The organism is Pseudomonas sp. G.S.17, from assembly GCF_038096165.1.
Lineage (GTDB): Bacteria > Pseudomonadota > Gammaproteobacteria > Pseudomonadales > Pseudomonadaceae > Aquipseudomonas.
Genome location: NZ_CP151076.1, coordinates 876349 through 898109, shown reverse-complemented (window position 1 = coordinate 898109; position 21761 = coordinate 876349). Strand labels below are relative to the sequence as shown.

Sequence of the window (21761 nt, the reverse complement as noted above, 5' to 3'; positions counted from 1 at the left end):
CTCCTTGGCAGAGGTTGGAATTCCTCGTTGGAGCGAGGCTTGCCCGCGAAGGTCTGAACGCCAATTCGCGGGCAAGCCTCGCTCTAACGGTCAACGCAAACTGATGGTGGTATTCACCCCATCATTGACGCTGTCGTCATCGAACCAGCGGCTGGTGACGGTCTTGGTTTGAGTGTAGAACTGCACCACCTGTTTGCCGTACGGGCCGAGGTCGCCGAGCTTGGAACCGCGCGAGCCGGTGAAGCTGAAAAACGGCACTGGCACCGGAATCGGGATGTTGATGCCCACCTGACCAACGTCGATTTCACTCTGGAATTTACGCGCCGCCGCGCCGCTCTGGGTGAACAGGCCGGTGCCATTGCCGTACGGGTTGGCGTTGACCAACTCGATGGCCTGATCGAGGGTGTCGACTTCCAGCACCACCAGCACCGGGCCGAAGATTTCCTGGGTGTAGATCTGCATGTCGGTGGTCACGCCGGAGAACAGCGTCGGGCCGACAAAATTGCCACCCTCGAAACCCGGCACCTTGATGTCGCGACCGTCCAGTTCCAGTTTGGCGCCTTCGCGCACGCCGCTTTCGATCAGGTCGAGAATCCGCTGTCTGGCGCGCCGGGAAATCACCGGCCCCACATCGGTGCCCGCTTCGCTGCCAGCATTGACCTTGAGCTTTTGCGCCAGGGTTTTCAGATCCGGCAACCACTGTTTTGCCGCACCCACCAGCACCACCACGGAGGTCGCCATGCAGCGTTGCCCGGCCGCGCCAAAACCGGCACCGACCAAGGCATTCAGGGTTTGCACACGATTGGCATCGGGCAACACCACCGCGTGGTTCTTCGCGCCCATCATCGCTTGCACGCGCTTGCCGTGTTCCCCCGTCAGCTTGTAGACGTGAGTGCCGACAGCAGTAGAACCGACGAAGGACACGGCCTTGATATCGGGATGGGTGCAAATGGCATCCACCACCGATTTACCGCCATGCACCACGTTGAGCACGCCCGGTGGAATACCCGCTTCGACGGCCAGTTCGACGAGGAGCATGGTCGACATCGGGTCTTGCTCGGAAGGCTTGAGCACGAAGGTATTGCCGCAGGCGATAGCCATGGGGAACATCCACAGCGGAATCATCGCCGGGAAGTTGAAGGGCGTGATCCCGGCACAAACGCCGATGGGTTGGCGCAGGGTGTATGTGTCGACGCCACCGGCGACGTTCTCGGAGAACTCCCCCATTTGCAGCGTGCCAATTGAACAGGCGTGCTCGACCACTTCCAGGCCGCGAAAGATATCGCCTTCGGCATCGGCAATGGTTTTGCCCTGCTCGGCACTGAGCACCGCAGCGATGCGCGGCGAGTGTTCACGAATCAAGGCCTGCAGCTTGAGCATGATGCGCATCCGCGCGCCGATGGGCGTCAGGCGCCAGGTCTTGAAGGCTTTTTGCGCTGCGGCGACAGCGGCATCGACTTCAGCATCGGTGGCAAACGGCACCTGGGCCAGCACTTGCTGGGTCGCCGGGTTGATGATGTCGTGCCATTCGCTGCTTTGCGACTCGACCCATTCGCCGTCAATCAGCAGTTTGACGCGTGCCACCGTGGTGTTGTTTTTTTGCAGTGAAACGTTCATCGAAATTTCCTCCGAGCGGCCCGGTTGACCGCTGACCATCAGTTATTCATTAAAGATCAGGAAGCACGATGCCGAGGCGGATCGCGCTTCATCAGCGCGGTGCACACCAGCGCCACAAGGCCCATGCCGATCAGGTAAACGATCACGTAACGCGGGCTACCATCGGCGTAGGTGAGTAATTTGGTGGCGATCATCGGCGCGAAACCGCCGCCCAGCACACCAGCCAGCTGTACCGAAACCGAGATGCCGCTGTAGCGAATTTCGGCGGGGAACTGCCGGGCGAACAGCAGTGATTCCGGCGCGTAGAGAATCGGAAAAACCACACCGACAGCGAGCACCATCGCCCACCAGACCAGCATCGGTTCGCGGGTGCCGAGCATGGCGAAGAATGGATAGACGAATGCGCAGAGCAGCAACAAGCCCGCAAAGTACAAGCGTCGCTGCCCGACCTTGTCCGACAGGTAGCCGCAAAACGGCATGGTGAACAACGACAGCGCCGCGCCGGCAGTGATTGCGTTCAGCACATCGGCGCGGGGGATTTGCAGCTGGTTGGCGGCGTAAGCGAGGGCGAAGGTCACCGACATGTAGAACCAGGCGTTTTCCGCCGTGCGCGCGCCAATGATCGTCAGGGTTTCCCGTGGATGTTCACGCAGCACTTTGAACAGCGGCACCTTGACGGCGATCTTGTCCTGCTTGAGCTTTTCGAAGTCCGGCGATTCCGGGACTTTCAGGCGGATCAGCCAACCGATGCCAAGCAAGACGATGCTGGCGATGAACGGCAGGCGCCAGCCCCAACTGAGCATGTCGGCCTCAGGCAGCTTGGCCACCATTCCCATCGCCAGCGTCGCCAGCACCAATCCCGCGCCAACACCGGTTTGCGGCAGGCTGCCGTAGAAACCTTTCTTGCCCTCCGGCGCATGTTCCACAGCCATCAACACCGCACCGCCCCACTCGCCGCCGACCGCCATGCCTTGCAGGAAACGCATGAGCACCAGAATCAGCGCGGCCCAATAACCGATCTGTTCGTAGGTGGGGATCAGGCCAATGATGATGGTCGGAATCCCCATCATCATCAGGGTCACCAGCAGCATCGATTTGCGCCCGATCCGGTCGCCGAAATGCCCAAAAATCACGCCGCCCAACGGTCGGCCGAGAAAGCCCACGGCGTAGGTGGCGAACGCAGCCAGCACGCCGGTGATCGGGTCCAGGGCGGGAAAGAAGATTTTGTTGAAGATTAGCGCGGCGGCAGTGCCATAGAGAAAAAAGTCATACCACTCGATGGTCGTGCCGGCCATGCTTGCCATGCCGGCAAGTCGATAGGATTTAGCATTCTTCGCAGGGCGGGCACCAAGTGCGCCAGCGTCCGCTGTCATTGCGTCCTTCATAAATTCCTCCGCTTATTATTGTTGTGCAGGGTTTTATGGCGTGGGGTGTTGCCTGGGATTGTTGTTGCTACAGCACGCTTGGTTCAGACCGTGCATTGGAGTATAGATGTGCAAACTTCTAATAAGAATGCTCATAAAAGCAGGACCAACATGCAAAAAAACATCACCTCCCTGGGCCTTCTCAACTGGGATGACTTGAAGTTTTTCCTTGAGGTCGCCCGCACGCGCAAGGCCAGCATTGCGGCCAAACGCCTGTCGGTGGATTACACCACCGTGTCGCGGCGCATCAGTTCTCTGGAAGGCTCACTCGGCACGTTGCTGTTCGAGAAGTCGCGCAATAACGGCTTTGTGCTGACTGCCGAAGGCCAGCGTTTGCTGGGTTATGCCGAGTCCATCGAAAGCACGCTGCACATGGCCTGCGAGCAGGTTTCGGGCTCCAGCGTGGCGTTGTCCGGGCATATCCGCATGGGTTGCACCGAAGGCTTCGGCAGTTTTTTCATCACGCCGCAGCTCAGCCACTTTCTCGATAACTACCCGGACATCTCGGTCGACATCCTGCCGCTGCCGCACTTCATCAGCCTGTCCAAGCGCGAAGCCGATATCGTCATCGCCCTGGAGCGCCCGGAACACGGGCCGTATGTCTGCTGCAAACTCTGCGATTACACCCTGCGGCTGTATGCGACTCAGGACTATCTGGACAACCACCCGCCGCTGCGCAGAACGGCCGACCTCACCGCACACACCTTTATCAGCTACGTCGACGATCTGGCGTTCAGCTCGGAATTGCTCTACCTCAGCAACCTGCTGCCCGGCGCCCAGGCGCAACTGCGCAGCACCAGCGTCATCGCCCAATACCAGGCCGCGCTGCAAGGCCGGTCACTGGCGATCCTGCCGTGCTTCCTCGCCGCACAGGATCCGCGTCTGGTGCCGGTGCTGGAAGAGGAAGTGAACATCACCCGGCATTTCTGGATGTACTGCCGCGAAGACCTGCGCAAGCTCAAGCGGATTACCTTGTTGTGGGATTACATAAGAGCAGTGACGGAGCTGAATCGGCCGCTGCTGCTCGGGGAGTCGCAGGCATTACGATTTGAGGATTGATCAGGTTCGATGTGACTGGAACCTCACCCATCTGCATTGCAAGGGTAAGCCAGTAACTTGCATCGACGACGTTTGGTGGCTTAAAGATCTGAAGCCAAAGTCAAAATGGGGTTAGGTGTTTGCTGTAGCCAAACTTAACACCTGATGCGAAAAAGCCTCCACATTCTCGCTGTTTTGTGCAGCCCTGGCATTCCGGCGCGTACTCATTCTTCCAGTCGCTGATTGATTTTCGGTAATAGGGCTGGATGTCCGAATTCACCAAGCACAGCTGATGGTTATAGACCGAGATATTCATCCCGTACTTGGCCAGAATGCCAACCGATTTGCTGAGCGTGTCTTTGTACTCGATTGGATCGACCCAAAGTTCATCGAGATTGGCCCTGGTAAAGCCCATCATCTCAAGGCCCATCAGCGCCACATGATCAACAAAAAGCAGGTTGCGTGCGATGAACTCACAAAGCTCAGGCAGGCGCTGCACTGACAGCTTGTGAATGACGACTCGGATCTCAACCTTCTGATTCAAGCGCTTCAGATTAAGAATGCCCCGTATGGTTTCATCGAACGCGCCTCTGGCTTGGACGATGTAGTCATGCAGAGTCGGATCGTCTGAATAGACAGGGATTCCGATCATCGCGTCCGGCAATTCAATCTGTGCATACTTTTCAGCGAACGCTTGGTCTTTGAAGCTGCGCCCGTTCGAGAGTATGTGGATTGCAGTTCTCGGGAGATAACTTTTTGTCAGGCCGATGATCCTAAGGAAGCGCTCCCGATTGGTCGTTGGCTCCCCCCCGGTAAAGCCCAGCTCACGAGTATCTTTTGGAATAAGCGGAATAAGACTCTCGATTTCGTCAAGTATCCACGAGTCATCAGCTGCCTTAGGCGGTTGTGAACACATGAGACAGTAATGATTACACTGCTCGGTGACCAGGATGCTGTTGTGCGGCGACGACGCTCGAAAGAGCACGCTAATACTCTGACGATCTGCCGAAAGCCGGATAACGTCGCCGCTACCAATGTAGCCGTAATCATTTGGCAGGATCGAGTAATCAGAATCGGAAGGCAGCACCTCAACTAGCTGTCGATACTTATCAAGCAGGAGGTAGTGCGCAAATCCTCGGGGGATCTGCTGATCGGAAACCAAGTAGGCGAGTTCCCGTCGCAGTACTTCAGGTAAATTCCGGTTGGTCGACACCTTTAGCAGGTTGAGATTCCTATGAACATCCACCGCATGGATGCGGATAACCTTTCCACCGAGTTTCAGCATCGGTTGGCCCAACCCATAAAAATCCGTTTTGTTTGCTCATCACTTCCCATCAGCTGAATGAGATGCTTGAAAATAGCCATATTTCGTTTGCAGAAAGAGGATTCCGGCTTCCGTGCCAATACGTCCTTGTGAATGGCGTGATGGTAGACGGGCTCCGCGCCGCAGTATGGTTCGAATGCACAGTCAGAACACATTGGAGCGCTCAGGGTAAAGGAGTTTTCCAGTGCATCCAAAAGCTGATCGGAGAGGATGATCTGCTCATACGAGTGCTCAAGAATGTTCCCCAGACGGAAGGTATGGTCGCCCATTTCGGCAAGCATACGGCTTTCATCTGAGGCATAGACAGATCCGTCGTAATTGAACACGATCGCTGCGATACCAGCACCGGCAGGGTTCATCAAATCAACAAACCCCGGGTCCCCTGACGTCAGCATTTTAGTCAGCACGAGCGAAGAATATTGCTCTACAAATCGTATGCCCGACTTGTTTAACTCAATGATGTACTCAAGGCCTTCCTTGTAAAATTCCAGCCACCGCTCCGTGTCATACGACATGAATTTTTTGGTCTTGATCGCAAAACCGTATGGGGAGAGCGTGCGGAGGAAGATCCCATCAAAACCCAGGCGTAAGTATTCATCAATTATGTCGCGTACTCTCGGCAGGCTCTTATCTGTGGTTGTCATCAGGGCTGACACTTGGTCATAACCGAGGGCTGCACGGGCTTTACTCAAGCCTTCCTCGAAACGCTGATGACTATCTCTGCCTGGACGTGGACGATTTGCATTATGCAGATCCATCGGCCCATCAAGCGAAGATGAAAGAACAATATTGTGCTGCTTACAGAAGTCGAGCACGTCATCGGTCAATAGCGAAAGCGTGGTCGCGATGACGAACTGCAGGTTGCGCCCTTCCTTGACGTTACGTTTTTTGGCCTCAAGAACAACGTACCTCACCATCTCGAAGTTCAGCAGAGGCTCTCCACCCTGAAATTCAATTTTGATGGCTGGATTGGGAGACATGAAGACGAAATCCAGAGACTTATCTGCCATCTCGGTGGTCATGTCGAATTCACCTTTGCTCTCCGACTGCCTTGAAACCTGGCAATACGGACAGCTGTGGTCACACCGAAGAGTCACTACAAAAATATGCAAATTAGTGAACTCGGCCAGCCTGGACAATCGCGTGCGAATCTTAAGTGCCAGAAGCTGAAGTGGTGCTTGCTCATTGGTGAAGCGAATGAACTGCTTGGATCGAAGTGTAGGGATCAGCTCTGATGTGAGCGAAAGTGTCTTGCTAATGATCGGTTCGAGCACCGCCACCGGTATGACATGAAATTCGCCGGCCATGTTGGTAATGACGTATTCGTTGTCATTCAGACGGTCGAACTTAAAGGGTAACAACTCGTAGGGACGTTGCTGCGCGTAGAATTCCAGCTTTTGGAATTTACTCACTTATCAATCCGGTTTTTGAAAAAGCCAGTCCGAGTATCAGGTTCTTGATCGGTTGCGTTTCAACTGCCAGTCGGTGTCGAAGCTGATAATCGAGTGCATCCTTCTTGAACTCTTGGACCGCCAACAGAAAGGACTGCTCGTCCACGCCAGTATTTGATGACAAAACGCAGACAAACTGCCCCCCATTAGGCGTGATATCGACCGTCAAGGCATTGATTGATCGATATGCTGCTTTCTGCAAGACCTGCGCATCATAAAGCCGCTCGTCAAAAACGAGCTGATGAGTGGAGTCCATTACCGACCCGAATAGTGAGAGCTGTGAGAACTGTGCGAAGAGTGGGAGCTATGGGAACTGTGGTAAGCCATCATCTGCCCTTGGTCCCCACGTTTGAGAACGAAGGCGAACAGATCGTTGCCATCACGAACCGAAATGCTCTCGCTTTGGGCTTCAGCATGAAATGTGTTCTTGGCTTCTGAGCTGGGCTCTACAACTTCATAACCGGGTAGAGCGAAAGCCTGTTCGGCAACGACGGCTGCAGCCAGAGTGGCCAAGGGAACCAGGAAGGAGCGCTTTTTCATTACAGATATCCCTATCAATTCGGTGGTTATTAACTTGAGTGTCGGCGAAGCTCCCTAGCGATGTCAATGTGAAATCAACTAATCGCTTTTTATTCACAGAAGACATCGTGATAGTAAAACCCTCTCACTCAGCAGCCTGACCGATCATGACCGACCACCTTACCGGCTTCAGCCAACCCGCACTGACGGGCAAATCCATCGAACTGTTGCCGCTCCAGGCGGCGCACGCACCCGCGCTGTTGCAAGCGGCGGCTGATGGCGAGTTGTGGAATATGAAGGTGACGGTCATTCCGGGGCCGGAGACTGTCGATAAATACATCGCGATTGCCTTGCAGGGTCGCGAAGCCGGGACGGTCATGCCGTTTGTGATCGTGCGCCGCGATACCGGGCAGGTGGTGGGCAGCACCCGTTTCTGGAAAATCGACCGGGCCAACCGCAAGATGGAAATCGGCCACACCTGGCTGAGTACGTCGGCCCAGCGTTCGGGCATCAACACTGAGGCGAAGTATCTGCTGCTGGAACACGCCTTCGAGGCCATGCAGGCAGTGCGCGTGCAGTTCACCACCGATGAACTCAACGAGAAATCCAGGGCGGCGATTCTGCGCATCGGCGCCATACAGGAAGGCATTGTTCGTCACGAACGGATCATGCCCGATGGCCGTAAACGCAATTCCGTACGCTTCAGCATCATTGATGATGAGTGGCCACAGGTGAAGGCCATGCTTCTGGACAAAATCCAGCAGTAAACCGATGGCAGAAGAATCCGCTCAGCCGGTTTGACCGGTCGCCGCATCGAGGCTTTCCTGCGCCAGCCACTCGCGAGTTTCGTCCGCAGATATGGGGCGCGAGAACAGATAGCCTTGCGCCCAGACACAACCCAGACGCCTGAGCGCGGCCAGTTCGTCTTCGGTTTCAACCCCTTCGACAATGCACTGGAGCTGCATGTCATGGCTCAAGGCGAGCAAAGATTTGACGATCTTGAAGCTGGCCGGATTGAGGTGAATGCCGGTGACAAAGCTGCGGTCGACTTTGAGTTTGGTCAACGAAAGCGCGTGAATCTGGCTGAGACTTGAGTAACCGGTGCCAAAATCATCGAGAGAAATGCCGCAACCCAGACTGCGCAGCAGGGCGATGGCGCGCTGGGTTTGCGCCAGATCCTGGATAACGGCGGTCTCGGTGATTTCCAGATCCAGAGACGCCGGGTCAAATCCGCTGTCGCTGATCACTTGGGCAATCTGCTGCACTGCTTCTGGAGATCCGCAGTCGTGGGCGGAAAGGTTGAAGGACAGGCGAACGCCTCGCGGCCAGCTGGCTGCGGCGTGCAGGGCATGTTTCAGGAGCGGAATCGTCAGCTTGTTGATCAAGCCGATACGCTCGGCGACGGGAATGAATTCGCAGGGTGGAACGTTACCCAGCTCCGGACTCGTCCAGCGCCCCAGCGCTTCAAAGGCGACCGTCAGTTGAGTACTGATGTCGATGATGGGCTGGAACACCACATGAAATTCTTCGTACAGATCCGCCCGGCGCAGTGCCTGCTCGGTGAGACCTTCGCGATTGAGTTGCCGACGGTATTCAGCGCTGAACAGGCTCAGGGTTCCAGGCCGCTGCCGCTTGCTTTGATACAGCGCGTAATCCGCGTATTCGTAGACTTCGGTGGCGCTGGAAGCGAGGTCCGGGAAGCTCGCGATGCCCAGTGACGCACTGATCTGGATCGGAATGTCCACCAGCTGGAAAGGCTCGCGCATCCTCGCGCAAAGGTTGTCGCCAAACGCCCGCAACTGCTGGTCGCTCTGGCCATCAGTGATGATCAAGGCAAACTCATCGCCACCCAGCCGGGCCAGATGCACGCCATCGTCGAGCAGGCCGGTCAAACGCTGGCCGACCTGATACAGCAATTTGTCGCCGACGCTGTGGCCGTAGAGATCATTGACCGGTTTGAAGCCGTCCAGGTCGATCAACCCCACCGCCAGGCGCACGTCCCGGTCGCGTGCCTGGATGAGCGTTGCATCGAGGTTGGAGAAAAACTGCCGACGGTTTGCCAGGCCGGTCAGGCTGTCCTGATTGGCGAGGCGGCGGTTCTCGTCGCTGAGCTTCTCGGTGCGCGCCTGCATGTTCACCAACTGGGTGAAGTCAGCGTACTGGGACCTGAGGATCGACAGCATGGCGATGGAAACCAGCAGCACGTTGATCGCGGTGGCAATGAAGGTGATGTTGTTGGTGGTGGCAAAAAACACCACGAAGGCAATGTTGACCACTGCCGCCGTGATCAACGCGGCCGGCAGCAGATGCATCATGCAAAAGATGCAGGCGATGACCGTAATTGCCATGTAGAACGCGACATGGGCCTGACTGTATACGTCGCCATAGGGGAATAACGCCAGCGACCACAGGGTGAAACCCGCCGCCACCAGTAGCGAAAGTCGATTGGTGCGCTTGAGGATGTCGAGCATGTTCGCAGGCGGCGGCAGCGTACGCCGACACGAACGCCACCACAGGGCCGCCCTTGTCACGCAAAAAACCGTCATGACCGCCGGGCAATAGACCACCAGCCAGCGGGGAGCCGAGACGTAATGGGTCGCCGCAAGGGCGAGGCTGTTGATCAGCAGGATGAAGTACATCATCGGCAACTGGCGCGACAGCGCAATGTACTGCGCCCGGAGCAAACCAGGGTTGTCATGGGGCGCGGACATCAACGCCCAAAAGCTACCGAACAGACTTCTCTTCATCAGGGAGGGTTGTCTCTGAATGCAAAACAGATGAAACCGGCTGGAGAGATCTTTCCAGTCAGGTACAGGAGCAGAATTGACAAGCTGCTCATCAATTCGTGTCGGCGGTACCCGGGGTTTCTTCAGTTTTTCCGACGGCGGACGCGATCCGCAGAAGAAGAAAAGCGTGGGCTAAGGCCTTACTTCCCGCTGTCCAGACCAAAGCTTCGCGCCAAACCGGCCAGCCCGCCGGCGGACAAACGTAGCGCCCGTGAGTCCAGATGCCGGACTAGCCAACCGCGCTTTAGCATCAATGCCAGCAACACCGCGCCAAGAGCGCCGCCGATGTGTGGTGAGCGTTCACTCCAGTCCATGCACGGGTAAGCGGTGCGTCTGCGCTGACGACTCAAGGCTTGCGGATCAATCCCGAGTTCTGCCAGCAACGACGCGCCCTTGTCGGTCACACGATAATCCTGACCCTGCGCTTCGATCCACTTCGAGGCGAGCAACGCATCGTGCAGCTTGACCGCCAGCTCGCCCGCGCAATGGTCGTAGCAGGTGCGCGCGTAACGCAGCGCCGAAGGGGTCGAAGGCTTGAAGGCAGGCGCCGGAGTGTCCGCCAGGAACAGCAACGCTTCCAGCGCGGCGGCCACTTTGGCATTGGCCAGCCGGTAATAGCGATGGCGGCCCTGAACCATCAATTCAACCAGGCCCTGCTCACGAAGACGGCTGAAATGACTGCTGGCGGTGGAAGCAACGATGTCGGCAACAACCGCCAGCTCCGTGGCGGTCCGCGCATGGCCGTCGAGCAGACTGCACAGCATCTTCGCCCGCGCCGGGTCGGCAATGGCGCCAGCGATACTGGCCAGGCTGGTATCCGCACTGTGTGCATCCATAATTCGTTCAACCCCGAAGCGTCCCGTGTTGCGCCAATCATACTGGGCGGCAATCCACAGGGAAGAACTTGATGATGGCTCAGAACGCTTTTTTTGGTCGCAAGGTCGTGGCCGCGACTTTCATATTGGCCATGTTCGGCTGGGGTATCGGTTTCTATGGCCCACCGGTTTTTATGTACGCAGTCATCCAGCGCACCGGGTGGAGTGCGCAGTTGTGTTCAGCGGCGGTCACGGTGCATTTCCTGGCGGGAACTCTGGTGGTCGTGAATCTGCCACGGTTGTACCAGTTTTTGGGTGTGGCACGCATTACGGTATCGGGCACCCTGTTGCTGAGTATCGGCGTGTATGGCTGGTCGATTGCAAGCCAGCCTTATCAGCTGTTCATGGCCGCAGTGCTCAGTGGATTTGGTTGGGTGACGCTGGGAGCGGCGGCGGTCAATTCGATCATCGCGCCCTGGTTTGTCGTCAAACGACCGGCGGCGCTGGCGATGGCCTACAACGGCGCCAGCATTGGCGGCGTGGTGTTTTCGTCGGTGTGGGTGTTGCTGATTACCGCGACGGGCTTCAGCAACGCAGCACTGATGATCGGGGTGCTGGCGGTTGTCGTGATCGGCACCCTGTCGTTGCGGGTTTTTCGCTACAAGCCTGAGCAATTGGGGCAATGCCCGGACGGCTCAGCAATGACCGCAGCCGCACCGACCATCACGGCGACGTCGGAAACCAGCGTCAGATTGTGGGGCAACCGCCAGTTCATGACCCTGGCGGCCGGCATGTCGCTGGGTTTGTTTGCCCAGATCGGATTGATCGCGCATTTATTCCTGCTGCTGGCGGCAACACTTGGCGCGCAGCAGGCAGGCCTGGCCATGGGCGTGGCCACCGCCAGTGCAATCGTGGGGCGAACACTGGTGGGTTGGCTGATGCCGATCAATGCCAATCGCCGCGCCGTCGCCTGCCTGAGTTATGCGGTGCAGTTGCTCGGCGGTATCGTCCTGATCGGCGCAGAAAGTCATTCGGCATGGGTGTGGTTGGGCGTGGCGTTATTTGGCGCAAGCATCGGCAACGCGACGTCGCTGCCACCACTGATCGCCCAGGCGGAATTTGCCCGGCAGCAGAGCCAGCGGGTAGTGGCGTTGATTGTGGCGATTGCCCAGGGTTGTTACGCCTTTGCGCCAGCGGTGTTCGGCGCAGTGTTCACGATGACCAACGGAGCGCAAGCGGGAACCTGGCTGTTTGTGTTGGCCGCAGTGTTTCAGGTGTTGGCGATTGGGGTATTTGCGCTGGGTGGCAGGTTGCGAATCGAAAGAGCGCCTGTTTTAGATGAGATGTTGTAGGACCGGCTTCAGCCGGGAGCAAGCCGGTACATTCGCAACGGCTGCGTCGTCAAAACTTTTGTCCTCCCGGCTAAAGCCGGTCCTACGGACCCTGTTAGCCATCAATGCAACGAACAACGGGAATACGCCTCGTAGGACCGGCTTCAGCCGGGAGCAAGTCGGTACATGCGCAACGGTTGCGTCGTCAAAACTTTTGTCCTCCCGGCTAAAGCCGGTCCTACGGACCCTGTTAGCCATCAATGCAACGAACAACGGGAATGCACCTCGTAGGACCGGCTTCAGCCGGGAGCAAGCCGGTACATGCGCAACGGCTGCGTCGTCAAAACTTTTGTCCTCCCGGCTAAAGCCGGTCCTACGGACCCTGTTAGCCATCAATGCAGTGAACAACGGGAATACACCGTAGGACTGATTGCCATCAATGCAGCGAACTTGCCCGCCCTTTCGCTACGTCTTGTGCCTTGACCTCGCCGTTGCTCTGCCCGAAGCGGCGCAGGACAAAGGTGCTGACGGCGGCGAGTTCGGCGTCGTTGTAGGCGCGAGCGAAGTCGGGCATGCGCTGGTCGACGCGGCGGGTGCCTTGGGTGTGACCTTCCAGCAACGTCGCCATCAGGTTGGTGCCCGCTGGATCGTTGACGGTTTTCAGGCCGACCAGTGTTGCGATGGGCGACTGATTGCCGGTGCCGTCCAGGCGGTGACAGGCTACGCACGAGTCGGTGAATACTTTGTGCCCCAGGCCTTTGTCAGACTGATCGTTGATCGCGACAGTCGGCCGTGCAATGCCTTCGCTGCGCGCTGGCGTGGATTTCAGGTAAACCGCAATCGCATTCACATCTGCCGGAGTCAGGAAGCGCAGGCTGTGTTCGACGGCGTCAGCCATTGGACCACCCGCACCGCCGTAACCTGGCGCGTAACCCTGGGACAGATAACTGACCAGCGCTTCCTGCGGCCAGGCGCCGATCCCGTGCTTGGCATCGGAGCTGATGTTGTAGGCGCGCCAGTTGCCCAGTTCGCCACCGGCCAGGGATTTTCCGGAGCTCATGGCCTGGAAAATATTGCGCGGGGTGTGGCATTCGCCGCAGTGTCCGGGCCCTTGCACCAGATACGCGCCGCGATTCCATTCTGCCGATTGTTTGCTGTCCGGCACGAAGCGCTCGTTGTCAGCGAATACGGCGTTCCAGAAGAACATGCCCCAGCGCTGGTTGAACGGGAACGACAGGTCATTTTCCGGCGGCTTCTGGCTGATCGGCTCAAGGCTGAACAGATACGCCTTGATCGCCAGAATGTCTTCGCGGGGCATCATGGTGTAGGACGTGTACGGGAACGCCGGGTAGTAATGCTTGCCGTCTTTGCCGACGCCTTTTTGCAGAGCGCTGACGAATTCGTCATCGGTCCAGTTGCCGATCCCGGTGTCTTTGTCCGGGGTGATGTTCGGCGAATACAGCGTGCCGAACGGCAGCTTGAATTCCAGGCCGCCCACAAACGGTTTGCCGCCCGGCGTCATGTGGCACGCCACGCAATCGGCGGCGCGGGTCAGGTATTCGCCTTTGCTGATCAGGGCCGGATCCGCCGGTGATTGCGCAGCCTGGGCCATCAGCCCGAAGCCTGCACCCAACAGCGCGAGCGCATAGTTAAACACTTTCATGACAGCGCTCCTTAAACAGTGAAATAGCCGAAGCGGCTCAGTGGAAGACGGCGCTCGCGCACTTTCGAAGCGGCGTGCAGCGCGTTGACCAATGCCGCAGCAACCGGCACGGCGCCGGTTTCGCCGACCCCGCCGGGGCTTTCGGCGCTCGGCATCAGGTGCACTTGCACGGACGGCGCGTCGCTCATGCGGATCTGGCGATAGGCGTGGAAGTTGTTCTGCACCACCTGGCCTTTCTCGATGAGGATTTCGTTGAACAGCGCAGCGGACAGGCCGAACAGCGTGCCGCCTTCCATCTGCGAAGCCACCGACGTCGGGTTGTTGACGAAGCCGCAATCGACCACGGTAATCAGCCGCTTGATGCGCATACCCTTGTCCCCGTGCATTTCCAGCTCGACCACTGTGGCAACGAAGCTGCCGAACACCGCGCTCACAGCAATGCCGCGACCTTGACCGGCTGGCAGCGGGGTTTTCCAGTCAGCCAGTTCCGCAGCTTTTTTCAGTACGGCCTGGGCGCGTGGCTGGTCCTGCATCAGGCTCAAGCGGTAGTCCACCGGATCGACCTTGGCGTTGTGCGCCAGCTCGTCGATGAAACATTCCACGGCATAAGTGCTGCGCAGCGGACCCACGCCGCGCCACCAGGAAACCGGGATGACGTCCGGGTCCTGACGGATGTAGCGCACTTGCAGGTTGGCCAGTTTGTAGACCGGATCAATCGCCACTTCCACGGCATCACCATCGACGCCGCTTTCCGGCAGCTTGCCGATATACGAGGCGACGACCGAAGCGCCGGCAATGCGATGCTCCCAGCCGACCGGACGCAGATCCTTGTCCAGCGCGGCGTTCAGGCGGTCGACGTAGTGCGGACGATAGCGGTCGTGGGTCATGTCCTCTTCGCGGCTCCAGATCAATTTGATCGGGTAGCTGAGCTGACGGGCGATGTCCACAGCCTGGAAGATGAAGTCCGATTCCAGGCGACGGCCGAAACCGCCACCGATCAATTGGTTGTGGATAACGACTTTTTCCAGCGGCATGCCGCAGACTTTCGCCGCGCCCATCTGGGCAAAGGTCGGCGCCTGGCATCCCACCCAGAGTTCGCACATGTCCGGACGCACGTGGGCGACGCAGGTCATCGGTTCCAGTGGCGAGTGGGACAGGAACGGCTGTTCGTAAACCGCTTCGAAATGACTCGACGCGTTTTTCAGCGCCGCGCTGATGTCGCCAGTCTGCTTGGCGAATACGCCGTCTTTGGAACTGGCGTCGAGCAATGCCTTGTCCAGTTGCGCCGAATCGACAGCGGCGTGCGGGCCCATGTCCCAGTCGATTTCCAGCGCCTTGAGCGCTTGCTGACACGACCAGAAATTCGTCGCGGTGACTGCAACGGCGTTGTCCAGACGAAGCACATCGAGTACGCCCGGCACCTTGCGCGCCGCGTCTTCGTTTTTCACGCCGCGCAGCTTGCCGCCGAATACCGGACAGGTCAGCGTCGAGGCGATAAGCATGTCGGGGATTTTCAGGTCGATGGTGAACTGCGCCGAACCGTTGACCTTGTTCGGCGTATCCAGACGCTGGGCTGGCGTGCCAAGCAGTTTGAAATCAGCGATGGCCTTGAGCGGCACATCGGTGGGTAATGGCAGCGCAGAAGCGGCTTGCACCAGCTCGCCATAACGTGCGGTCTGGCCGTTCGGGCCGAGCACCTGACCGTTCTCAGCGCGGCATTGGCTTGGCGCGACTTTCCAGCGAATCGCTGCGGCCTGGACCAGCAACACCCGAGCACTGGCGCCCGCACGACGCAGCGGCTCCCAGGTATAACGGGTCGACGACGAACCGCCGGTGGCCTGAAACTGCAACACGGTGTCGGTGTACAGCGCGGCATTGGGCGGCGCTTCTTCGATGCTGACCTGGCTGAGCGGCACTTCCAGTTCTTCAGCGACCATCATGGCGATACCGGTCTGAACGCCCTGGCCCATTTCGATTTTTGGCGAGATAACCGTGACATGGCCGTCGAGGCCGACACGCACGAACGCGCCAAAACCCGGCGACGCCGCATCACCCAGTCGCGCGGCACTGACCGCTTCTGCGGCGAAGCTGCGATTGACCATTGGCGGCAACCAGGTGCTGATTACCAGCCCGCCCAAAGACAGGGCGCCACCCTTGAGCAGCCCACGACGCGAGACCGTCGCGGCAGATCGTTTTACCTCTGACATGGTGACTTCCTTCAGGCTTGGCTGACGCTTTTGATGGCGGCGCGAATACGCGTATAGGTCGCGCAACGGCACAGATTCCCGGCCATGGCCGTGGTGATCTGTTCGTCGTTGGCATCCGGATGCGCCTGCAGAAGTGCCACGGCAGACATGATCTGGCCGGGCTGGCAGTAACCGCACTGCACGACTTCGTGGGCCAGCCAGGCTTTTTGCACTTGCTGACCAACCGGCAATTCGCCGACCGCTTCAATGGTGGTGATCTTGCGCCCGGCAACAGCGCTGACCGGCAGCACGCAGGAACGCACGGCCTGGCCATCCAGGTGAACAGTACAAACGCCGCACTGGGCAATACCGCAGCCGTATTTGGTGCCGGTCAGACCCACGATATCGCGCAGGACCCAGAGCAGCGGCATGTCGGGAGCGACATCCAGCTCATGTTCCTGACCATTGATCAGTAGTTTTTGCATCACAAAGCCTCTGGCATTCATCACGGTTTAGCGCTGATACGTCGCCAGGGGCGACGCTGGTCCACAGCGGTTTCGTTTCTATTCGGATAATTTTTCAGTATCCCCCCCAGGACATGGCCGGGGGTGATTTATAAACAGCACGCTCATGGTCGGCCTGGAGCTGATCCAGCCACATGAGCGAAAAAAGAAGTAAACGCACTGACGTCAGCGTCAGGCGTAGAACAGGGTGTGAATAGTACGCTTGTGCCACCAAGTGACGGAATGCCTATAACTCCGGTGTTTGCTGCGATCGCCGTAAACATCGATCCGTCGGACCGGCTTTAGCCGGGAGCACGCCCTCCCGGATAAATCCGGCCCTACGGATGGTTATAACGTCCATGATTAGTTTAGAAATCTCTGAACTATGGATTTGAGCTTTCCTATTCTTTCCCCGCGTGATGCACCCCTAAGATCGCCAACATTGAGACCGTTCCAAAGAGATCGGCCCGCAGATTACGTTCCCGTTTGCTACTGCCCGCTAATGATTTTTTTGCTCCGGTCAACCAACACCGCGGGCGAGTTGCGCCAGTCGCTTGAGTAATCTTTGAGGTCGATCGATGAAACTGGAAATTTTCCGCACGCTTTGGGGCTACACCGCCAGCAAGGCACAAGCACTGGAAGAACTGCTCAAGGTCGGCTTCGACGGCATGGAAGCCCGTCTGCCGCTGGGCACCGCCGAGCGCGCCGAGTTTGCCGCGTTCCTGCGCGCCAACCGCGTGGGCTATATCAGCACTGTATTCACCGCCTACGACGTGCTGCCGGAACAGTCGGCCACCGTTGCCGAACACTTGATCGATCTGGACAAAAAGCTCGGTTGGGCCGGTGAACTGACGCCGCGCTTCGTCAATGTGCTGGCCGGCAATGACCGCTGGCAGTTGCCGCAACAGGTGGATTTCTTCGGCCAGGCGCTGGATCTGGCGCGCAAGCATGGCCAGGTGGTTTCCTTTGAAACCCACCGTTCCCGCTCGCTGTTTAATCCGTGGATCACCCTCGAACTGATTCGCCAGCTGCCCGATTTGCTGTTCACCAGCGACATCAGTCACTGGATCGTCACCTGCGAACGCCTGCTCAACGACCCGGAAGACGACCTCGGCGCCTTCGTCGAACGCGTGCACCACATTCAGGCACGAGTCGGTTATGACCAGGGTCCGCAGGTTCCCCATCCCGCCGCGCCGGAATACGCCAAAGAGCTAACCTTCCATCAGCAACACTGGGAAGCCATCTGGCGCTCGCAACAGGCGCGTGGCTATCAAGTCAGCACGCTGACCCCGGAATTCGGCGCCGACGGCTATCTGCATCACTTGCCGTTCACCAATGTTCCGGTAGCCGATCTGTGGTCGCTGAACGTGTGGATGGGCCAGACCGAGCGCGAACATTTCCAGCACTTCACTCAATCGACCCGTCGTTAAAGGAGCGTTGTCGTCATGCCTGAGCACAATAAAAACGGAACTCAAACCGCCAATTTCAGCAGCATCCCGGTGGTGGACATCGCCGGGCTGTTCAGCGCCGACCGTGCCCAGCGTCAGGCCGTGGCCGACGAACTCGGCGCGGCGGCACGGGAAGTGGGTTTTCTCTACATCAAGAATCATGGCATCGACAAACAGCTGATCGACGATTTGCGGCAGGCGGCCAAGGATCTGTTCGCCCAGTCGCTCGACTACAAGATGCAGCATTACATCGGCACATCTCGCAGCCATAAAGGCTTCGTGCCGGAAGGCGAAGAGGTGTACGCCAAGGGCAAGCCGGATCACAAGGAAGCCTTCGATATCGGTTTTGAGGTCGGCGATGAAGACCCGCTGGTGATCGCCAAAACCCCACTGATCGGCGCCAATGAATGGCCGGACTTGCCGGGCTTCAAGCCGGCGGTTCAGGCCTACTACGCCGCAGTATTTGCCCTGGGTCGTCGGCTGTTCGATGGCTTCGCTCTGGCGCTGGGTCTTGAGGAGGGTTACTTCGAGGCGCTGGTCACGCGCCCACCTTCGAAACTGCGCCTGATCCACTACCCGTTCGACGGCGCCGCGCAGGACGCGCCCGGTATTGGTGCGCACACCGATTACGAGTGCTTCACGATCTTGCTAGCAGACAAACCGGGCCTGGAAGTGATGAACGATCAGGGTCAATGGATCGATGCGCCGCCCGTTGAAGACGCGTTCGTGGTCAACATTGGCGACATGCTCGAAGTGATGACCGCTGGTACGTTCGTTGCAACAGCCCACCGGGTCAGGACCGTCAGCGAAGAGCGCTACTCGTTCCCGCTGTTCTACGCCTGCGACTTCCATACCCAGATCAAGCCGTTGCCGCAATTCATTGAGGATGGCAAGGATTACGAAGAGATCACCATCGGTGAACACATGTTCGGCCAGGCGTTACAAACCTACTCGTACCTGCGCAAAAAAGTGGAGAGCGGCGAACTAAAGCTGTATGAAAAAGCCCGCAAGCCTTCAAGTTTCGGCCATTTGAAGAACCAGACAGCGGAACCGTCCTGATGATTTTCAAGACGCGCATTGCCTGACTGAAGTACCTGAATCAACCCAACCGTGCCCTACCTTCTGACCTCGGAGTCACCGACGATGCGCAATAAAAACAACCTTGCTGTCCGCTTGACCGTGCTTGCCGCCGCCGTGCTCGGCGCGGGCCTGGCACACGCCGCGACCACCGTGACGCCGGGCGTATTCAAAGTTGGTATGGAAATCACTTATCCGCCGTTCGAGTCCTATGACGAGAAGAAAAACGTTGTCGGCTCCGATCCGGAGCTGGCGCGCCTGTTCGCCAAGCACATGGAGCTGAAGCCTGAGTTCGTCGACACCAAGTTCTCCAGCCTGATCCTGAGCCTCAACGCCGGGCATTACGACGCGATCATTTCCGGCATGTACATCACACCGGAACGCCAGACCCAGGCGCAAACCATCGCTTACGCCAAGACCGGCGCAGCGATCATGGTGCTCAAGGACAGCCCGCTCAAACCCAAGGTGCCGGAAGACCTCTGCGGCCTGAAAGTCGGCCTGGAAAAAGGCACCACCTGGGTGGCGCAATTCAACAAGCTGTCGGCTGATTACTGCGTGCCGAACAAGAAAGGCGCGATCGCGGTAAGCGAATTCCCGTCCGCGCCGGAAGTCACCCAGGCATTGTTGTCGGGCAACGTTCAGGCCCAAGTGGAAATCGACGGCGCAGCCGGCATGATCGCCGAACGCACCAAAGGCCGCGTGGTGGTCAGCACCGAGCATTCGATCTATCAGCAAACCCTGGGTATCTACGTCAAAAAGGGTAACGACGAGTTGTATCAGGCATTGCTCAAAGCCTTCGACGAAACCAAGAAATCCGGTGAGTACGCGGCTCTGCTGAAGAAGTACAACCTGGAAGAACCGGGTAACTGATTCACAGCATTAGAGGCCACCTCGTACTGTGCGGTGTCTGACCCGACGTCCTCCCGGCTAAAGCCAGTTCTACGGATATGCATGCTCCGTAGGACCGGCTTCAGCCGGGAGCGCGTCAGACACGGTAGCTACGGGCTGTTGAGCGGCTGAACTTGAGGTGTACATGCAATTCGAATGGTCCTACTTTTTTTCTCTGTTTTCGATCTCGGACTTCTGGGAGTCGTGCATCACCGTGATCCAGCTCAGCGCGCTGGGCTGGTTCATCGGCATGCTGCTCGGCTTCCTGCTGGCGTCGGCCAAGCTGTCGACATCGCGTCTGTTGAGCATTCCGGCATCGATTTATATCTGGTTCTTCCGCAGCGTCCCGCTGTTGGTGTTGGTGGTGTTCGTCTACAACCTGCCGCAGATGTTTCCGTTTACCCGTGAAGTGCTGTCCAACCCGTTCTACTCCGGCCTGCTCGCTTTGGTGGTCACGGAAGCGGCATACATGGCGGAAATCCATCGTGGCGGCCTGATCTCCGTGGCCAAGGGCCAGAAGGAAGCCGGGCGTGCGCTGGGCGTGGGCTTCATCGGTTTGCAACGCTTGATCGTGATTCCGCAGGCCTTTCGGATTTCCCTGCCGACGCTGATCAACGAATACATCACCGTGGTCAAACTGACCTCGCTGGTCTCGGTGATTTCCCTCACCGAGCTGCTGACGGTTGGCCAACGCCTGTACGCGCAAAACTTCCTGGTCATGGAAACTCTTTCAGCGGTGGCGGTGTATTACGTGCTGATCGTGACCGTGTTCGGCTGGCTGTTCAGCTGGCTGGAACGGCATCTGGAACTGAACAACCGCAAGCCACAAACCCTGGACGATGCCAGCCTGACGCAACTGCGCACGCGCATTGCCTCGCCTGCCCTGCAAGCTTCCGTTGCCGCCGCTAACGGCTCAACTCCCGCCTTGCAGCTGCGCGGCATTCATAAAAGCTACGGCCATCACGAAGTGCTCAAGGGCATCGATCTGGAAGTGAACTGCGGCCAGGTGATTTCCATCATCGGCCCGTCCGGCTCGGGCAAGACCTCGTTGATTCGCACCGTCAACGGCCTGGAAAGCATCGACAAGGGCGAGATCATCCTGTTCGGCGAAAGCTTCATACAGGCCGGCGACAAGCCGAATAATCCACAGATCCGCCGGGGCGTGCAGCGCATCGGCATGGTGTTCCAGAACTTCAACCTGTTCCCGCACCGGACCATTCTCGACAACGTAACCCTGGCGCCGCGTTATCACGGCCGCGACAAAACCGTCAGCGAACAGCGTGCCTACGCGTTGCTGGATAAAGTCGGCCTGCTGGCCCACGCGCACAAGTACCCGCATCAGTTGTCCGGCGGCCAGCAACAGCGCGTCGCCATCGCCCGCGCCCTGGCGATGGACCCGAAGATCATGCTGTTCGACGAACCGACCTCGGCGCTGGACCCGGAGCTGGTGGGCGACGTGTTGAAGGTGATCAGCGACCTGGCCAGGGAAGGCATGACCATGCTGATCGTGACCCACGAAATGGATTTCGCCATGTCCATTTCGGATCGGGTGATCTTCATGGAAAACGGCGTCATCCAGGCCGACTCCGCCCCGCAAGCCATTCGCGATGGTCAGGCGGGAGAGCGGGTTGTGCAGTTTATGGGGTTGGGCAAATAAATCGATAAGATCAGTGGGAGCGAGCTTGCTCGCG

18 protein-coding genes are annotated in these 21761 nt (G+C 58.2%); 7 read left to right on the top strand and 11 right to left on the bottom strand.

The features are described from left to right. Positions 1-90 precede the first annotated feature (90 nt). Complete coding sequence (locus tag AABC73_RS04005) at positions 91-1617, bottom strand: CoA-acylating methylmalonate-semialdehyde dehydrogenase (RefSeq protein WP_341522555.1); 1527 nt, start codon at positions 1615-1617, stop codon at positions 91-93. Between the two features lie 56 nt (positions 1618-1673). After that, complete coding sequence (locus AABC73_RS04000; RefSeq protein WP_341522554.1) at positions 1674-3002, bottom strand: MFS transporter; 1329 nt, start codon at positions 3000-3002, stop codon at positions 1674-1676. A 150-nt stretch (positions 3003-3152) separates the two neighbouring features. Here AABC73_RS04000 and AABC73_RS03995 point away from each other — a divergent pair, with 150 nt between their 5' ends. After that, on the top strand, positions 3153-4100 hold the full coding sequence (locus tag AABC73_RS03995) for a LysR family transcriptional regulator (RefSeq protein WP_341522553.1): 948 nt from the start codon (positions 3153-3155) through the stop codon (positions 4098-4100). Positions 4101-4200: 100 nt separating this feature from the next. Here the strand turns inward: AABC73_RS03995 and hxsC are convergent, their stop codons facing one another. The 4 genes from hxsC to hxsA2 are packed head-to-tail and all read right to left on the bottom strand — an operon-like array spanning position 4201 to position 7394. Continuing rightward, positions 4201-5364, bottom strand: a complete 1164-nt coding sequence (gene hxsC / locus AABC73_RS03990; RefSeq protein ID WP_341522552.1) for a His-Xaa-Ser system radical SAM maturase HxsC — start codon at positions 5362-5364, stop codon at positions 4201-4203. Next, positions 5358-6815, bottom strand: coding sequence for a His-Xaa-Ser system radical SAM maturase HxsB (gene hxsB, locus AABC73_RS03985; RefSeq protein ID WP_341522551.1), 1458 nt, complete (start codon positions 6813-6815; stop codon positions 5358-5360). The genes hxsC and hxsB overlap by 7 nt, the downstream gene beginning before the upstream one ends. After that, positions 6808-7110 (bottom strand): His-Xaa-Ser system protein HxsD, encoded by a 303-nt coding sequence (gene hxsD, locus AABC73_RS03980; protein ID WP_341522550.1) that lies wholly within the window; start codon positions 7108-7110, stop codon positions 6808-6810. The genes hxsB and hxsD overlap by 8 nt, the downstream gene beginning before the upstream one ends. Continuing rightward, complete coding sequence (gene hxsA2, locus AABC73_RS03975) at positions 7110-7394, bottom strand: His-Xaa-Ser repeat protein HxsA2 (RefSeq protein WP_341522549.1); 285 nt, start codon at positions 7392-7394, stop codon at positions 7110-7112. The genes hxsD and hxsA2 overlap by 1 nt, the downstream gene beginning before the upstream one ends. 146 nt (positions 7395-7540) lie before the next feature. On the opposite strand from hxsA2, the gene AABC73_RS03970 reads away from it, so the two are divergent. Further along, positions 7541-8140 carry a GNAT family protein gene (locus AABC73_RS03970; RefSeq protein WP_341522548.1) on the top strand — a complete coding sequence of 200 codons (600 nt, stop codon included), beginning with the start codon at positions 7541-7543 and terminating at the stop codon, positions 8138-8140. 21 nt (positions 8141-8161) lie between these two features. Here the strand turns inward: AABC73_RS03970 and AABC73_RS03965 are convergent, their stop codons facing one another. Both AABC73_RS03965 and AABC73_RS03960 read right to left on the bottom strand, forming a co-directional pair. After that, positions 8162-10120 carry an EAL domain-containing protein gene (locus AABC73_RS03965; RefSeq protein ID WP_341522547.1) on the bottom strand — a complete coding sequence of 653 codons (1959 nt, stop codon included), beginning with the start codon at positions 10118-10120 and terminating at the stop codon, positions 8162-8164. A 179-nt stretch (positions 10121-10299) separates the two neighbouring features. Beyond that, a complete protein-coding gene (locus AABC73_RS03960) occupies positions 10300-10995 on the bottom strand; it encodes a helix-turn-helix transcriptional regulator (protein WP_341522546.1) in 696 nt (231 codons plus the stop codon). 74 nt (positions 10996-11069) lie between these two features. Between AABC73_RS03960 and AABC73_RS03955 the strand changes: the two genes are divergently transcribed. Further along, positions 11070-12326: an MFS transporter gene (locus AABC73_RS03955; RefSeq protein ID WP_341524168.1), complete on the top strand. Its 1257-nt coding sequence runs from the start codon at positions 11070-11072 to the stop codon at positions 12324-12326. 415 nt (positions 12327-12741) lie between these two features. On the opposite strand, the gene AABC73_RS03950 is transcribed toward AABC73_RS03955, so the two are convergent. The 3 genes from AABC73_RS03950 to AABC73_RS03940 are packed head-to-tail and all read right to left on the bottom strand — an operon-like array spanning position 12742 to position 16639. Further along, positions 12742-13968 carry a cytochrome c gene (locus AABC73_RS03950; protein ID WP_341522545.1) on the bottom strand — a complete coding sequence of 409 codons (1227 nt, stop codon included), beginning with the start codon at positions 13966-13968 and terminating at the stop codon, positions 12742-12744. A gap of 11 nt (positions 13969-13979) precedes the next feature. Continuing rightward, on the bottom strand, positions 13980-16175 hold the full coding sequence (locus tag AABC73_RS03945) for a molybdopterin cofactor-binding domain-containing protein (protein WP_341522544.1): 2196 nt from the start codon (positions 16173-16175) through the stop codon (positions 13980-13982). Between the two features lie 11 nt (positions 16176-16186). Continuing rightward, positions 16187-16639, bottom strand: a complete 453-nt coding sequence (locus tag AABC73_RS03940) for a (2Fe-2S)-binding protein (protein ID WP_341522543.1) — start codon at positions 16637-16639, stop codon at positions 16187-16189. A gap of 596 nt (positions 16640-17235) precedes the next feature. Between AABC73_RS03940 and AABC73_RS03935 the strand changes: the two genes are divergently transcribed. The 4 genes from AABC73_RS03935 (at position 17236) to AABC73_RS03920 (ending at position 21727) form a co-directional block, all read left to right on the top strand. Next, a complete protein-coding gene (locus AABC73_RS03935; protein ID WP_341522542.1) occupies positions 17236-18087 on the top strand; it encodes a TIM barrel protein in 852 nt (283 codons plus the stop codon). 15 nt (positions 18088-18102) lie between these two features. Continuing rightward, entirely contained in the window at positions 18103-19164 is a 1062-nt protein-coding gene (locus AABC73_RS03930; protein ID WP_331149263.1) for a 2-oxoglutarate and iron-dependent oxygenase domain-containing protein, read from the top strand. A gap of 84 nt (positions 19165-19248) precedes the next feature. Next, on the top strand, positions 19249-20052 hold the full coding sequence (locus AABC73_RS03925; protein ID WP_341522541.1) for an ABC transporter substrate-binding protein: 804 nt from the start codon (positions 19249-19251) through the stop codon (positions 20050-20052). Positions 20053-20215: 163 nt separating this feature from the next. Next, positions 20216-21727: an amino acid ABC transporter permease/ATP-binding protein gene (locus AABC73_RS03920; RefSeq protein ID WP_341522540.1), complete on the top strand. Its 1512-nt coding sequence runs from the start codon at positions 20216-20218 to the stop codon at positions 21725-21727. Positions 21728-21761 lie beyond the last annotated feature (34 nt).